Genomic DNA, 15,668 nt, shown 5'->3' on the forward strand with positions numbered 1-15,668 from the left:
TATCATTGCTGTAGCATTCGCAATCTGCTTTGTACTTTATGCAGAATGGAATTCTAGAAAATAAGTGAGTCCAACAGGTTGGACTCACTTTTTTGTGCTTATTTTAATGTACGCTTTAAAAATTCCTTCGTACGTTCATGTTGTGGATTGACTAATACTTGTGCTGGAGGGCCTTCTTCCACAATTACACCTTTATCCATAAAGACAACACGATCTGCTACTTCTTTGGCAAATTCCATCTCATGTGTCACGATGAGCATCGTATTGCCCTCGTTTGCTAGCTGACGCATTACCTTTAATACCTCACCCACCATTTCTGGGTCTAATGCGGATGTTGGCTCATCGAATAGCATTACATCAGGATTCATTGATAAGGCACGAGCGATGGCCACACGCTGCTTTTGTCCACCTGAGAGTTGACGGGGCTTGGCATTCACATATTGATCCATGCCAACGATTTTCAAGTATTTAAGCGCCGTTTCTTCTGCTTCTTTTTTCGAACGTTTTAACACTTTGATTTGGCCCACCGTGCAATTACTTATGACATTGTGGTTGTTAAATAAATTGAACTGCTGGAACACCATGCCTAAATGTGTGCGATATTCTTGAATATTGTGCTTTTCATCTAGGATGTCTTCCCCTTTATAAATAATTTGACCGCCACTTGGCGTTTCTAATAAATTTATGCAACGAAGCAATGTGGATTTACCAGAGCCAGAGGAGCCAATTAAACAAACTACCTCTCCTTTTTCCACTTGGAAATTCACATCTTTTAACACTTGGTTACGTCCAAATGATTTACTTAAATGCTCGATTTTAATGACTGCCATTTGTGCGTCCCCCTATACGGCTTCTTTTTGTTCTTTTTGATAGGCATCAGGACCATCTAGACGTTTTTCAACATACAGAAGGATGCGAGATGCGGTAAATGTCATGATGAAATAAAGAACACATGCAACGAAGAATGATTCGAAATAACGGAAGTTGTTACCCGAAATTGATTTTGTTTGGAAGAATAATTCCGTTACTCCAATGACATTTAATACGGCTGTATCTTTAATATTCATGATTAATTGGTTACCTGTCGCTGGTAAAACATTACGCGCTACTTGTGGTAAGACAACATGAAGCATAATTTGGAAGTGATTCATGCCAATTGCTGATGCTGCCTCGTATTGACCATTATCAATGGATACAATACCGCCACGAACAATTTCTGCCATATAGGCCCCTGTATTGAGGGAAACGACTAAAATACCTGCTGTAATAAAGTGCATATCGATACCGAATGCGATATCTAATCCGTAGTAGACAACCATAGCTTGTACAATCATTGGTGTACCACGGAAAAATTCAACATAGCATGTTAGTATAAAATTAATGAGCTTTAAGCTATAAAATTTCACACCTTTTTTACGAACTGGAATCGTATGCATAATTCCGATGAAAAATCCGATAAATGCACCAATAATTGTACTAATACTCGAAATCAGTAACGTATAATACGCACCTCGTAAAAACATTTGCCAGTTGTTTTCAATAATTGAAAGTATCCATTCAAGACTCATGATGTTCCTCCTAACAATGTCATCTTGCTCGCTTATTTCTTTTGTGTCCTAGCTCTTTCTACCATTCTATGATTTGTCACGCTAGGACATTATCATTATGTAGAGAGGTTCTCATTTTGATAATGATGAAATGATCATGCACGGACTAATTGCTAGTCCGTGCCATGTCATTATTGTGCTGCGGGTTGTTGAGAAATAGCTTCTTCCATAATCGCTTGACGATCATCTTCTGAAATGCCTTTTAGGATTTCATTGATTTTTTCACGATTTGCATCATCTTTACGTAAGCCTACAGCAATTGAAGTATTTGATAGGTCTGTATCAAAGCCTTCTTCAAATGCTACATATGTGAATTTATCGTTGGCAGCAGAAGCGGAAATGCCCTCTGGACGTTCAGCTACATAGCCATCAATTTTACCTGCTTCTAACGCCACACGCATTGCTGGGAAGCTCTCCATTGCTGTTTGCTTTTCTACGCCTTTAATTTGATCGATAACTGTGTAGTTTGATGTATTTAATTGTGATGTAATTTTAGCACCTGAGAAGTCTTGAATCGATTTTGCGCCTTCATATTTGCTACCTTTTTTAATAACCATAACAAAATCAGAAGTATAATAGTTTTCTGTAAAATCAATTGTTTTCTTACGTTCTTCTGTTGGTGACATACCTGCAATAATTGCATCAATTTTGTTTGATTGTAGCGCTGGAACTAAACCGTCCCACTCCATTTTAACAATGACTAACTCTTTGCCTAGACCTTCAGCGATTTTCTTTGCCATTTGTACATCATAGCCACCTGCATACTCTGCATTATCCGCAATTTTCACTGCACCATTTGCATCGTCTTGCTGTGTCCAGTTGAACGGTGGGTAGCCAGCCTCCATTCCAATTCGGAATTCACCGCCACCTTCTTCTTTGTCAGTTCCAGCATCACTTGAACCGCCCTCTTTTTTGTCACTTGTGCCACATGCAGCTAGCACAATTGCCGTCATGATAGAGATCATTACTAACAACCATTTTCTTTTCATGAAAAACTCCCCTTTTCTGTAAAAAAATAAGACAACTGTACTAAAAAAGACCTAAGTTTATTGAACTTAGGTCTTACCTTTTATGACAGTTGCCCAAATCCTCACTATAATTTCCATGTTTCCGAGATAGCACAACCTAGTAAATCTGGAAATCCATTTACTAGGACAGTCCTGCACTTATTCACTGCAGACCCAGTATAAAAGTACGAGCTCCTTTTATACTTCGGCGATATTTCCTTCTTCATTGCGTCTTCGCTTGCTTTTACTCAACAATGAACTAATAAATACCGCGCCTCTACCTCACTGGTAACAATTCGTGAGGTTTGTTTATTTAATTGATATTTAGATACTACTATAAAACTAATATGTTCGTCAAGACGATTTTAACATTTTTCTGACTAATGACAATATTAGGATATTGTGCGTTCTGCTTCCACTTTAAATCGTTGAACTTTTGTTGATATTTCTGAAAATTACAACAAATATTTATTATAGAGTATGTTCTACATATGAGAAAAGTTGCGTTTTTTTCTTTCTTTGCTCCTCTAAACGATGTAACATTCGTACTCTTTCAAGCATAGAATCGGTCAATACCTTTCGTCATACAAAAAAACCCTGCTGAACAGTGTTCGCAGGGTTTAATGGGATTATGAATTTAATAATAAATCTTCAGGATTTTCGATTAATTCTTTAACTGTTTTTAAGAATCCTACAGAATCTTTACCATCGATGATACGGTGATCGTATGAAAGTGCTACATACATCATTGGACGGATTTGAACTTCACCATTTACTGCAACTGGACGGTTTACAATTGAGTGCATACCTAAAATACCAGCTTGTGTACCGTTCATAATTGGTGTTGACATTAATGAACCGAATACACCACCATTTGTGATTGTGAATGATCCACCAGCCATGTCATTTAAGCCTAATTTTTTATCACGAGCTTTTGTCGCTAAGTTAGCAATATCTTTTTCGATTTCTGCAAAGTTTTTGCTATTAGCATCGCGTACAACTGGTACGACTAAACCTTCTTCAGTCGATACAGCAATACCGATATCAAAGAAGTTATTTAAATGAATCTCATCGCCAGAGATTTGAGCGTTTACGTATGGGTATTTTTTCAGTGCTGCAACAACAGCTTTAGTGAAGAATGACATGAAACCAAGTTTGATGTCGTTTGCTTTTACAAACTCTTCTTGTTTACGTTTACGAAGTGCCATGATGTTTGTCATGTCAATTTCGTTGAATGTTGTTAACATTGCTGTTGATTGTTTAACTTCTAATAAACGTTTTGCAATTGTTTGGCGACGACGGCTCATTTTTTCAATTGTTACACGGTCAGAATTAGCTGCTGGTGTGAATACTACTGGGCCACCTGAAGTTGCTACGGATGTAGGTGCTGCTGCTACAGCTGGTGCTGTACCATGAGCTGCTACATCTTGTACACGTACACGTCCTTGTGGATCTACTGGAGATACCGCTGCAAGGTCAATACCTTTTTCACGTGCAAGACGACGTGCTGCTGGAGATGCAACTACACGCTCACCAGAAGTTTCTTCTACTACTGGAGCTGCTGCAACTGGTGCAGGTGCTGCTTGTGGCGCTGCTGGTGCAGGTGCTGCCTCAGTTGGTGCTGCCGCTGCTGGAGCTGCTGCTGCTGGAGCTGCTGCTGCGCCTTCGCCTGCTTCTACTACTGCGATAACTTGACCAACTAGTACAGTATCGCCTTCTTCAGCTAAAATTTGTGTTAATACACCTGCTTCTTCAGAAATGATCTCAGCGTTTACTTTATCTGTTTCAAGTTCAACGATGAATTCACCTTTTTCAACGCGATCGCCCACTTTTTTTACCCACTGTGCGATACTACCTTCTGTAATCGATTCTGCTAATTCAGGGACTTTAATTTCAGCCACTTTCATTTCCTCCTTTGATTAACGTGCATGACGCACATAGAAGGGCTACTGCTTAAGGGCAAGTAGCCCGGTTTCAAAAATTGATATATGTTATTTAACCTTTACTGGCTCAGCAACCGCTTCTTCAATAAGAGCTGCTTGTGCTGCTTTATGAGAATCTGCATCCCCTTCAGAAGTTGAGCTCATTGCAGGACGGCCTACATAGCGAAGTTTTTTACCTTCTGAAAGTTCATATAATGTTTCTAATGCATAATTCCATGAGCCTTGGTTTTTAGGTTCTTCTTGTACCCAAACAATCTCTTTTGCATTAGGATACTTAGCAATGATACCAGCAACTTGCTCTTTTGGGAATGGGTAAAGTTGTTCTACACGAATAATGTGTAGGTGATCGAAGCCTTCGCCGTCTTTCACGCGCTCTGCTAAGTCGATCATCACTTTACCTGTACCTAAAACGATACGCTCTACAGCTTCTGGTTTAGCCCCTAAGCCTGGTTGTTCAATCACTTCTTGGAATGAACCATTTGCTAATTGCTCAGCATTCGCCGCAGCTAATGGGTGACGTAATAATGATTTTGGTGATACGACTACAAGTGGACGTACTCCTTCTGTACCTAATAATGCTGCTTGACGGCGTAATAAGTGGTAGTAGTTTCCTGCATTTGAACAGTTCGCTACAAACCAGTTATTTTCAGCTGACATTTGTAAATAGCGTTCCATACGGCTTGAAGAGTGCTCTGGACCTTGACCTTCATAACCATGAGGTAAAAGGATAACTAGACCAGATTTTTGACCCCATTTTGAGCGTGCCCCTGAAATAAAGTTATCAAACATCACTTGTGCCATATTCGCAAAGTCACCGAATTGTGCTTCCCATACTGTTAGTACATGGCTATTTTCTAGGTTGTAACCATACTCAAAGCCTACCACCCCAGCTTCAGTCAGTGGAGAGTTGTATACTGTAAAGGATGCGTTCGCACCAGAAATATGGTGTAGTGGTGTGAAGACATTGCCATTGTTTTTATCATGCAGTACTAAGTGACGTTGAGAGAATGTACCACGTTGTGCATCTTGACCTGTAAAGCGTACTGGTGTTCCATCTTGAATAATCGTTGCATACGCTAAAGTTTCAGCATGACCCCAGTCAACTTTTGCAGACGCATAAGCATCACGGCGTTTTTCTAAGATTTTACCAAGCTTTTTCTGTGGTTCGAAGTTTTCTTCAAACACTAAAAGCTCTTCATTGATTTTTTCTAAACGTTCCGCACCTACTGCTGTATCAATTTGTGGGAACTCTACTTTTAATTCTTCTGGCATTTCTAAATGATGATGATCATCTTTTTCTGCCATTTCTTTGACGTGGTCATAGGCTGCTTGCATTTCTGCATAGATAGCTGTATCTAGTGCAGCTACATCATCAGCAGTTACAAGACCTTCTGCCACTAATTGTGCACCATATAATGCACGCACTGTTTCATGTTTAGACACTAATTTGTATGTTTCTGGGTTTGTCACTGTTGGGTCATCTGTTTCATTATGACCATGGCGACGGTAACCTACTAAGTCCACAATAATGTCTTTGCCAAATGTTTGACGGTAGTTTGCCGCAAAACGTCCAACTTGCACTACTGCCTCTGGGCTATCTGCGTTGACATGGATTACTGGTACTTCATAGCCTTTTGCAGGATCAGAAGAATACACAGAAGAACGAGAATCATAATGTTCTGTTGTGAATCCAATCATATTGTTTGCGATAATATGGATTGTTCCCCCTGTTGTAAAGCCTTCTGTTTTAGCGAAGTTTAACACTTCTGTTACAATCCCTTGACCTGGGAATGCAGCATCACCGTGTACAAGAATGCCTAAGCCCTTTGTACGGTCAAAAATAGGTTGCCCTGGTTTAGATGTATCATCTTGTGTTGCACGAGTAGCACCAAGTACTACTGGATTGCCCACTTCTAAGTGAGATGGGTTGTAAGCCAATTTCACATTCATACCGGATTCACGGTTGTAAGAAGCACCCATGTGATATTTCACATCACCTGTCCAACCTTTTGTAATTTCAAGGCGGCCATGCTCTGGCATAAATAAATCATTGGAAACATGTGCAAAATCAGAGAACATCATGTCATAAGGTTTATTTAAAATGTGTGTTAAAACGTTTAAGCGACCACGGTGTGCCATACCAATACGTACGTTTTCCACATTTTTTGCTTCTGCCGTTTTAATAATTTCATCAAATAGAACGATTTGCGTATCTAAGCCCTCACCAGAGAAACGCTTTTGTCCTACAAAAGTTTTATGAATAAATTTCTCGAAATTTTCAACGCGAGTTAAACGATCTAATAAGGCTTTCTTCTCATCCGCAGATAATGCTTGTTTGAATGAGCCTGATTCGATTTGCGCTTGAATCCAATCACGTTCTTCAGTAGCTACTACGTGACCATATTCAAATGCTACTTTATCTGTATAAATAGCTTTTAAATAGTCGATTGCATCCTTACCATTTTTCACGTTTGCTGGCACATCTTTGAAGAAGATTGCTGCAGGAATTTCAGCTAAATCTGCAGCGCTTAAGTTGAACGCGCTTTCTTCAATTTGAGCTGTTTGTAGTTCACGGTTTTTCAGAGGATAGATATCTGCTGCTAAATGACCGCGTGAACGAATTGCATCTGCTAGTTTTACAGCGGCTAACACTTTTTTGTAATCGCCAGCAGGAGCCGCTGCTGTATGACTAGCTACAGCTACTTCACCTTCTACTACTACTGGTGCACCAAATTGTTGGAATAAAGAAACTAACTCCGGTTCTACTTCTTCAGGAGACTGTAAGAATAAGTCGTATTGCTCCATCACATATCCTAGGTTAGGACCAGAGAAAGCTGACCATGGAGAACTTACAGTTGTAACGTTGTTCGACATGAAAAATGACCTCCAAATTTTGCCTTTCGGCAGTTCCATTAATTAAATTGCAATTAATTATATAATATTTAGCCGTTCTTTAAAAGAATGTTTCTCACTACTTTTCCATATTTTAAAGAACGTTTTTTCCATCTCAATCTTACTACTCTTCACAAAAAATACAACTCTTTTTAGCAAATTAAGCAATTTTTTTCGCAAAGGATAGAATAATGAAATAAAGCGTGTATTTTTCTTAATATTTTAGCGGGATTTTCAGCGAGAAAACGGTTCCAATATTAACCTCACTCTTGACTTCTACTGTGGCATTGTATTTTTCAAGTAACATCTTCGAAATACTAAGCCCTAAGCCTGTTCCACCAATTTGGCGATTTCTTGCTTCATCCACTCGATAAAAACGATCAAAGATAAACGGAATATTGTCTTGTGCTATTCCTATACCATTATCAGTAATTTCTAAACATGCATAATTTCCAGCAACAGAAATAGAAATTTGTATCTCAGGAATTTTTTCACAATAACGAATGGCATTCTCTATTATATTACGAACGATTTGACTTAGTGCATTTTCGGTGATAAATAACGGACCAATTTCACCATGTTTCGACAGCGATATTCGCGCTTGTGGATGAACAAGCTTTACCTCATCCATCACTGCTTCGATGACCACTAATGCATTGGCCTCACTTGTTTCATCTTTTTCCTCACGCCGTGCAAGTTCTAATAATTCCTCAATCATTTTGCGCATACGAGCAATTTCTGTTAAGGAGGTATCAATGGATTCCTCTAATATGGCAGGATCATGTTTGCCCCATCTTTTTAAAAGAGAAAGATGCCCTTCAATTGCTTGAATCGGTGTACGCAGCTCATGAGAAGCATCGGCGACAAATTGCTGCTGCTGGGTAAATGAGATTTGCAGCTCGTTCATCATGGCATTATACATCTTCAGTAAATCACCAATTTCGTCATGTGATGTATAGGTTAGCTGTATAGGCTCCTTAAATCCTTGATCCATCACAGTTTTCATGGATGCACGCAATTCGTGTAGTGGCTTCATTAAATAGTTCGCTAGATAATAGCCAATAGAGCCAGATAACACTAAGGCTCCTAACCCTGCAATCAGCATGGCTGTCAAAAGATAATGCATGAGAGATTGAAAACTAGTTAAGGGATGAATCACCTGAATATAGCCTTGGAAAAAGCCCATCCGAATCGGTTCATTGATGACCAGCACATCCTGCTTATCAATGGTCATCTCAAAAATTTCTTGCAACGAATTAAGTGGTGCTGCAGCAGAGGTATCATTGATTCGTAAAATATCCACCCCATCAGCATTAAATATTCGGACCGTCTCATCACGATCAGCAATCGATTTGAGCAAGCCTGTATTTTGCTGAATTTGCTGAATGGTAATTGTAGGACCTTGGGACTCTAAAAAAGAGATGATATCCTTACTTGTCCGATTGACCTTACTCTCCTCATCATTTAATAACCATGTATGCAGAGAAAGATAGACGACTACACAAATTATCGTAAAGCTAATAAAGATGACACTGCTTGAGGTCAGCATCCATTTTTTTTGCAGGGACTGCTGACGTAAATAATTTCTTAACTTATTCATTCTCGCATCACATACCCAACACCGCGAACGGTTTCAATATAATCATTCATCGCCCCAGGGAGTTTTGTACGTAAATGTCTGATATAAACATCTACCACGTTGGTCTCGATATCCGTATCATAGCCCCAAACGGATGTTAAAATATGCTCTCGTGTACATACTCTATTTTTGTGCTCAATTAATAGTTTCAATAAGTCATATTCTGTCTTTGTTAGATCAAGTTTATTCCCCTGAACGAAAACTTCATAGGCAGCTACATCTATTTCAATATCCCGTAGGCATAAAGATTCACTGCTTGTCTGCTCTGGCGTGACACGACGTAAAATCGTCCGTATCCTAGCCAGCAGCTCTTCAATCGCAAAAGGTTTGACGATATAGTCATCAGCCCCTGCATCGAGTCCTGCTACACGATCCATCACAGCATCTCGTGCCGTTAATAAAAGGATCGGTACTTGTGATTGTGTTCGGATGCGACGGCAAATCTCAATCCCATTAATACTTGGTAACATCACATCCAGTAAAAGTACATCAAAATTTTCCGATGTTGCCAAAGCCAATCCTTCTCGACCATCAAAGGCAGTTTTTACTTCATAGCCTTCGTGTTGTAATTCAAGTTCGACAAAGCGAGCGATATGCTTTTCATCTTCTACCAACAATATCTTCTTAGGCATCATATCACCTTCTATTCCAAAATAACGATGTAGGATTTTTATCCCTATACTGTTATAGCATAACATCAAATAAAAAGTCTGTCTCACAAGGAAAACCTTGTGGACAGACTTTTTAGTGTATATCTGAAATGGAGAGGTTGTTTTTCCCCGACTCTTTTGATTTATATAATGCTTGGTCAGCTAAATCCATTAGCTCATCCAATGTTCGAGCATGGTCTGGGTAATAGGCAATGCCAATTGAAGCAGTTGGTGTAAAAAGATGGTCCTCTATCATCCAGCCTTCTGCTAATTCATCGCGAATACGTCGAATAATATGCATAATTTGATGATGTCTTTTTTCCTGATCTCTTGTTAAGCCAGTTAAGATGACAATAAATTCATCGCCACCTATTCGAATAACCATATCATGGCTTCGAACTGTTTTGTTCAAGGAACTGCCGAATCGCTGAATAAACGCATCGCCCGTCTCATGGCCAAAGCGATCATTTACTTCTTTAAAATCATCACCATCTATATAGAGCATCGCCACACAGGTTTGATTTTCATTTGCTTCTGCTAGGATTTTAGGAAACTCCTTTTCTAAAAAACGCCGATTAGGTAGCTGTGTTAAAGCGTCGTGATAGGCTAAATACAGCAAATCATTTTCCCTTTCTTTGCGATGGGTAATTTCACGAGACACCATCATAATTTGAGAAACTTTTTCACGTTCAGGGTCGTGCACAACCGTGACATTTCCTTCTGTCCATATCGGTGTTCCATCTTTCGCCTTCAGTAAAAGCTCAAACTGTGAATCTGTTTGCCCTGTATAATTATTCAAGAATGTTTGCCATTCGCCTTTACTTTCTCGATCAATAATGTCACTGTAAAACTGTCCTTGTAGCTCTACATTTTCATAACCTAAATAAATACCATAGGACGGGGAAGCATAAATAATGATGCCATCCTCATTTGTAATCACAATTAAATCATTTGTATTTTCTGTGATGAGTCTGAAAGTACGTTCAATATTTTTTAATTCTGTAAACATTCTTTTCTTATCCGTAATATCATAGTTAATGGTTAAAATTTGTTCGATTTGACCAAACTCATCTTTTAATGGAACGATGGTAGTTTCTACCCAGTAATCTGCATGATATTTCGTTCGATAGCAAAGTTCTCCACGCCACATTCCCATCGTGTCCAGCTTATCTTCAATTATTTGAAAAAGGTCTTGTCCGCGGAATCGTGGTTCGATCAATGCGTAGGGCTGACCGATTAACTCCTCCGCCGTGTAGCCAGAAGCCTGTAAAAACATCTCACTCACTTCGGTAATGTTACCCTTATGATCTAATACAGCAATGGCTGTAGCTGAATTTAATGCAGATTTAAATACTTCTAACCCGTGAGACTTCGAGCGTAATTCTGCTTTTTGTAAAGTAAATTGTGTAAAATCTTGCATGATAAGAAATATGGCAAAGGAATTATCATCCTGCATCACTGGTGATAGTGACAGTAAATACATGCGTTCCTGCTGGTCCAATGTATGCAATTTAATAAACTTCTCGCCAACGTTTTCCCCTCTTGCAGCTTTCTGCAAACAAATTTTTATTTGTTCAACTTCTTCCTTTGGAATAATCGGTAAATCCACAAACATTTTCTGTTTGACGGTTTCATTATCTAATTGAAAATCTTCCATAAAGCTTGAATTCACTTCGTATATCATTCCTTCAGCCGATAAAATGACTGTTGAGAAAAAGGCATGGTCAAACATGGACCGCATAAATAAAAATTTATCTTCAATACTGCGGTCATAAAGTATTTCCTTCGTGATGGCTAAAATATAGTCTTCGTTCTTATATTTCAACGGTCTGACGGATGTTTCATATTTACGAACCTCCGACTGAACATATGCATAATCTACATAGTCAACCTGTTTATGTTCTCTAATGGCCTCATGGTAATTTTTCTGAATGATCAAAAAATTACGCTTTGAGGTAACGGTAGAAATCATTTTACCAATCGCCTCATTCGATAACAGATCCTGAGCTGCTTGATTTAAGCGAATATATTGATAATCGTCCCCTACTTTTTTCACGAGAAAAACAAAATCCTTGCCAATAAATAATGAGTTAAAGAAATCTTCGCTTAAAATATACTCCATGCTGTCACCTCCAGAAAAGCCATTGCCATCATGATAGAAATGTTCGTATGTATGTGTTGTTAGATTAAAAATAATACTACTATTATAACATAAAAATAAAAAATTACCTTTCTAGAATCGTAAAAATTATATCCTTTTAAGGATAATATTTGATATATTACCTATTATAACAAGCCAACAATCCTACTAAAGATGTAGATAAATGATTAATATTAGTTAAAATTGATAGGTTAGTCTTAATGCTAAAAAACAACAATATTATGGATAATCACATTTCATTTATCAGAATTTACTGACTATTAAACTCAAATTTTGTTTTTTTACGAGCAAAATGATTGCATCAAGCAGTTTATATGTTATATTATATTTAAAAAACTAGCCTTTTTTCGGTATGGTCGAAATCAGTAAGACAGCGGGAGATTATGGAATATCATAGTTATAACGTCTAGTTCTTTGGGTTTTAATTCCAGTACGAATTTTAGTTTTCTTCTTTATGCTTCAACGGAATTGTTTTAACTACCCTAGTAAAGGAGGCGTTTCGTATGCTTAAACATCGAGACCTGCATGAATGTACAGAGCTTTATGAGCTATTATCACACCCTTCTGTATTCCCTTTTGTCCGTCAAAAAGCCACATCCGCTGATGAATATTGGTTTATGACAAAACAACTGATTGAAGAGGAAGCGAGAGGACTCGCTATCTCGAGGACCATAACTGATGATTGGGGTCAACCAATCGGCACCATTAGTATTCACGATGTGGAGGACGGTGCAGGCTTTCTAGGAACGTGGATTGGACTCCCTTACCAAGGTAAAGGTTATAATCAAAAAGCAAAAATGTTATTTTTGAACGAGTTATTTTTTGACTATAATTTTCATACGGTCTTTCTCCGTATACGTGTTGAAAATTTAAAATCACAGCGTGCTGCTTTAAAGCTTCCCTATGTGGTGAGTGCCAATGAAAGTCATCCAACATTATTAGCGCAGGTTAATAGCGGTGAGGCACAATTTAATTTATTTAAAATTCCAAAAGATTTATTCTACCTAACAACGGCACACCAAATGCAAGAAGGCGAAGAGCAAGCAATGTAGTGTGTATATATAAAAGAGAAGCTATAAGGTTTTGTCATTTCGACCTACCTCATAGCTTCTTTTCTTTTTTCAAATAGCACTTATTTCTTGTACCGTAAAATTAATGACGCCATTTCATCTGGTGTTTTTGGTTTTTGCGTTTTTGCCATTGTCTCCACCATTTCCACTTTACGCTCTGTTAGTGTATGAACAGACTTCATAAAAGATTCCTTTGTCAACTCGTCTTCCTGTAACACTTCTGCGTAACCTTGTTTTTTAAACAAGTTGGCATTTAAAATTTGATCTCCACGGCTTTTTTGCGCTGAGAGAGGTACTAATAGCATCGGCTTGTGAAGCGCTAAAAATTCAAAAATGGAGTTAGAGCCTGCTCGTGACACAATAAAGTCTGCAGCATGCAATAAATCAGGTAACTCAGTTGTCACATACTCAAATTGCTTGTAGCCTGGCATTGCCTCCAGTGCTTCATCATAATTCCCCTTCCCACATAAATGAATGATGTGAAATTGCTTGAGGAGCTCTGGTAAGTTTTTACGTAGTGCCTCATTTAAGACAACAGAGCCTAAACTCCCTCCCATAACAAGTAAAACAGGCTTTAAAGTAGAAAAGCCGCAGAAAGCTAGCCCCCTTGCTCTTTCTCCCTCAAATAACTCAGGACGAATAATGGAGCCTGTGCAAGTAGCCTTCTCTTGAGGTAAATGCTTCAGAGTTTCTTCAAAAATTGTGAATACATGTGAAGCAAAAGGTAAGGCTATTTTATTAGCAAGACCAGGTGTTACATCAGATTCATGGATGACGACTGGCACACCTGCTAATTTCGCTGCCATCACAACGGGTACAGAGACAAACCCTCCTTTTGAAAAGACAACCTGTGGCTTCACTTTTTTAATAATACGAAAAGCCTGCATCATTCCAGCAAGCACTTTAAATGGATCTGTAAAATTTTTCATGGAGAAATAACGACGCAATTTACCACTCGCAATGCCATAAAACGGAACATCGGGGAACGCCTCGCCAATTAATTCTTTTTCAATACCTTGCTCTGAGCCAATATAGTGGACATCATAACCAAGTTCTAGTAAAGACGGGAGTATCGCCTGATTTAACGATACATGGCCAGCTGTCCCACCACCGGTTAAAATGATTGTTTGTTGTTTCACACAAATTCTCCTATTCCTTAAAAACCATTGTAGTTAGCACTACTTTTTGTTTACAGTGTTCTATTTTACTATATGCTGACGAAAAGATATAGATGAAGCATGAAAATTTCAGCTTTTCTCTCTTTACATATGCTATACTTGTTCATTATGTTCATGAAGGAAGTAGAAAATATGTATCAAACATCCACAATTAAGGAAAAATACGTGCTACTCTTAAAAATGATTGTCCCTATTTTAGTGACACAGGTAGCTATTTATCTTATTTCATTTTTTGATATTTTAATGTCCAGTCGTTACGGGACGGTTGATTTAGCAGGTGTTTCGATTGGTTCCTCTATCTGGATGCCAATTTATACTGGACTTTCAGGTATACTCCTAGCTATTACGCCAATTGTCTCACAGCTTGTGGGAGCGAAAAAAGAGATGGATGCAAAAAAGGCAGTCCAGCAAGGCATTTATGTCGCCATATTGCTGGCGATCCTTATTTTTACAGGACTCTTCTTTGGCATTGATTGGATACTTAGTAAGATGAACTTAGAGTCTGCTGTACATAGCATTGCAAAAGGCTACATCTATGCGATGTGTGCGGGTCTTTTGCCACTTTTCTTATTTTTTGTTATGCGTTGCTTTATTGACGCCCTTGGTCAGACACGGGTCACGATGATCATTACCTTAATGACAACACCCATTAATATCGTGCTGAACTATATCTTTATTTTCGGCAAATTTGGTGCGCCTGAGCTTGGCGGCATCGGAGCTGGTGTAGCGACAGCAATAACGTACTGGCTAATATTCATGATTACAGTATGGATCATCGCTAAACGAGTACCGTTCGAACGATTCCGTCTGTTTCATGATTGGCCTAAGCTTGAATGGCTTCGATGGAAGGAAATTTTATTGATTGGGGTTCCGATCGGTATTTCCCTATTTGCAGAAACAAGTATTTTTTCTGCTGTGACCATGATGATGAGTAATTTTAGCACAGAAATCATCGCAGCCCATCAGATTGCCATCAATTTCACTTCTCTGTTATACATGGTTCCGCTCAGTATTTCTATGGGTGTCACAATATTAGTAGGTTTTGAGATCGGCGCTGGTCGCATGCGAGATGCTCGTATGTATAGTTATCTATGTGTAGGCACAGCCATTTTATTTAGCTTTATATCAGCTTGCATCTTGTTTATTTTACGTGAACCTGTAGCACATATGTATACGACAGATCAGATGGTACTTGAGTATGCCGTACAATTTTTAGTCTACGCAGCCATTTTCCAGCTATCTGATGCAATACAAGCACCAGTACAAGGCGCATTGAGAGGCTATAAAGATGTTATGATCACGTTTATCATGGCCATTATATCTTATTGGGTAATTGGCTTGCCAGTTGGGTATACCCTTGCCACACATACGGATTTCGGTCCATTTGGCTATTGGATTGGCCTTGTGGCAGGTTTAACAATGGGCGCAATTACTCTTTTAATCCGTCTATTGGTTGTTCAAAAAAGAGTCACTGTTTAACAACAAAAAATCGCTTTTCTCTAACTTGAGAAAGGCGATTTT

At 38.7% G+C, this 15,668-nt stretch carries 11 protein-coding genes and 1 riboswitch; of the genes, 2 read left to right on the forward strand and 9 right to left on the reverse strand.

Translation table 11 applies throughout. The annotated features are described in order from the left end of the window. Nucleotides 1-98: 98 nt before the first annotated feature. The 8 genes from AAJG31_RS02270 to AAJG31_RS02305 all read right to left on the reverse strand — a co-directional run bounded on the left by AAJG31_RS02270 (nucleotide 99) and on the right by AAJG31_RS02305 (nucleotide 11,860). On the reverse strand, nucleotides 99-830 hold the full coding sequence (locus AAJG31_RS02270) for an amino acid ABC transporter ATP-binding protein (RefSeq protein WP_004230107.1): 732 nt from the start codon (nucleotides 828-830) through the stop codon (nucleotides 99-101). A 12-nt stretch (nucleotides 831-842) separates the two neighbouring features. Then, a complete protein-coding gene (locus AAJG31_RS02275; RefSeq protein WP_004230111.1) occupies nucleotides 843-1,568 on the reverse strand; it encodes an amino acid ABC transporter permease in 726 nt (241 codons plus the stop codon). A gap of 170 nt (nucleotides 1,569-1,738) precedes the next feature. Further along, nucleotides 1,739-2,596, reverse strand: coding sequence for a transporter substrate-binding domain-containing protein (locus AAJG31_RS02280; RefSeq protein WP_004230114.1), 858 nt, complete (start codon nucleotides 2,594-2,596; stop codon nucleotides 1,739-1,741). Nucleotides 2,597-2,715: 119 nt separating this feature from the next. Then, nucleotides 2,716-2,902, reverse strand: a riboswitch (Lysine riboswitch). A gap of 341 nt (nucleotides 2,903-3,243) precedes the next feature. Then, nucleotides 3,244-4,515 carry a 2-oxoglutarate dehydrogenase complex dihydrolipoyllysine-residue succinyltransferase gene (gene odhB, locus AAJG31_RS02285; protein WP_279494972.1) on the reverse strand — a complete coding sequence of 424 codons (1,272 nt, stop codon included), beginning with the start codon at nucleotides 4,513-4,515 and terminating at the stop codon, nucleotides 3,244-3,246. A gap of 90 nt (nucleotides 4,516-4,605) precedes the next feature. Further along, entirely contained in the window at nucleotides 4,606-7,431 is a 2,826-nt protein-coding gene (locus AAJG31_RS02290; protein WP_279494971.1) for a 2-oxoglutarate dehydrogenase E1 component, read from the reverse strand. A gap of 232 nt (nucleotides 7,432-7,663) precedes the next feature. Next, nucleotides 7,664-9,049, reverse strand: coding sequence for a HAMP domain-containing histidine kinase (locus AAJG31_RS02295; protein ID WP_054548609.1), 1,386 nt, complete (start codon nucleotides 9,047-9,049; stop codon nucleotides 7,664-7,666). After that, the gene (locus AAJG31_RS02300; RefSeq protein WP_279494970.1) at nucleotides 9,046-9,720 is read right to left on the reverse strand and encodes a response regulator transcription factor; all 675 of its coding nucleotides are present in this window, start codon (nucleotides 9,718-9,720) and stop codon (nucleotides 9,046-9,048) included. The genes AAJG31_RS02295 and AAJG31_RS02300 overlap by 4 nt, the downstream gene beginning before the upstream one ends. Before the next feature lie 112 nt (nucleotides 9,721-9,832). After that, nucleotides 9,833-11,860 (reverse strand): diguanylate cyclase, encoded by a 2,028-nt coding sequence (locus tag AAJG31_RS02305; RefSeq protein WP_048392897.1) that lies wholly within the window; start codon nucleotides 11,858-11,860, stop codon nucleotides 9,833-9,835. Between the two features lie 542 nt (nucleotides 11,861-12,402). Here AAJG31_RS02305 and AAJG31_RS02310 point away from each other — a divergent pair. Further along, complete coding sequence (locus AAJG31_RS02310; protein ID WP_004230128.1) at nucleotides 12,403-12,951, forward strand: GNAT family protein; 549 nt, start codon at nucleotides 12,403-12,405, stop codon at nucleotides 12,949-12,951. 80 nt (nucleotides 12,952-13,031) lie between these two features. Here the strand turns inward: AAJG31_RS02310 and AAJG31_RS02315 are convergent, their stop codons facing one another. Beyond that, nucleotides 13,032-14,108 (reverse strand): undecaprenyldiphospho-muramoylpentapeptide beta-N-acetylglucosaminyltransferase, encoded by a 1,077-nt coding sequence (locus AAJG31_RS02315; protein ID WP_048392899.1) that lies wholly within the window; start codon nucleotides 14,106-14,108, stop codon nucleotides 13,032-13,034. Between the two features lie 171 nt (nucleotides 14,109-14,279). On the opposite strand from AAJG31_RS02315, the gene AAJG31_RS02320 reads away from it, so the two are divergent. Continuing rightward, complete coding sequence (locus AAJG31_RS02320; RefSeq protein WP_066036795.1) at nucleotides 14,280-15,626, forward strand: MATE family efflux transporter; 1,347 nt, start codon at nucleotides 14,280-14,282, stop codon at nucleotides 15,624-15,626. The last annotated feature ends 42 nt before the right edge of the window (nucleotides 15,627-15,668 follow it).

The sequence above is a fragment of the Lysinibacillus sp. BS3 genome (assembly GCF_039614735.1).
Classification (GTDB): Bacteria; Bacillota; Bacilli; order Bacillales_A; family Planococcaceae; genus Lysinibacillus; species Lysinibacillus capsici.

Bases quoted from the DNA above. Each gene is read 5' to 3' on its own strand.
- AAJG31_RS02320 (WP_066036795.1), top strand. From the start codon at position 14,280: ATGTATCAAACATCCACAATTAAGGAAAAATACGTGCTACTCTTAAAA.
- AAJG31_RS02290 (WP_279494971.1), bottom strand. From the start codon at position 7,431: ATGTCGAACAACGTTACAACTGTAAGTTCTCCATGGTCAGCTTTCTCT.
- AAJG31_RS02270 (WP_004230107.1), bottom strand. From the start codon at position 830: ATGGCAGTCATTAAAATCGAGCATTTAAGTAAATCATTTGGACGTAAC.
- AAJG31_RS02275 (WP_004230111.1), bottom strand. From the start codon at position 1,568: ATGAGTCTTGAATGGATACTTTCAATTATTGAAAACAACTGGCAAATG.
- AAJG31_RS02300 (WP_279494970.1), bottom strand. From the start codon at position 9,720: ATGCCTAAGAAGATATTGTTGGTAGAAGATGAAAAGCATATCGCTCGC.
- AAJG31_RS02295 (WP_054548609.1), bottom strand. From the start codon at position 9,049: ATGAATAAGTTAAGAAATTATTTACGTCAGCAGTCCCTGCAAAAAAAA.
- AAJG31_RS02310 (WP_004230128.1), top strand. From the start codon at position 12,403: ATGCTTAAACATCGAGACCTGCATGAATGTACAGAGCTTTATGAGCTA.
- AAJG31_RS02305 (WP_048392897.1), bottom strand. From the start codon at position 11,860: ATGGAGTATATTTTAAGCGAAGATTTCTTTAACTCATTATTTATTGGC.
- AAJG31_RS02280 (WP_004230114.1), bottom strand. From the start codon at position 2,596: ATGAAAAGAAAATGGTTGTTAGTAATGATCTCTATCATGACGGCAATT.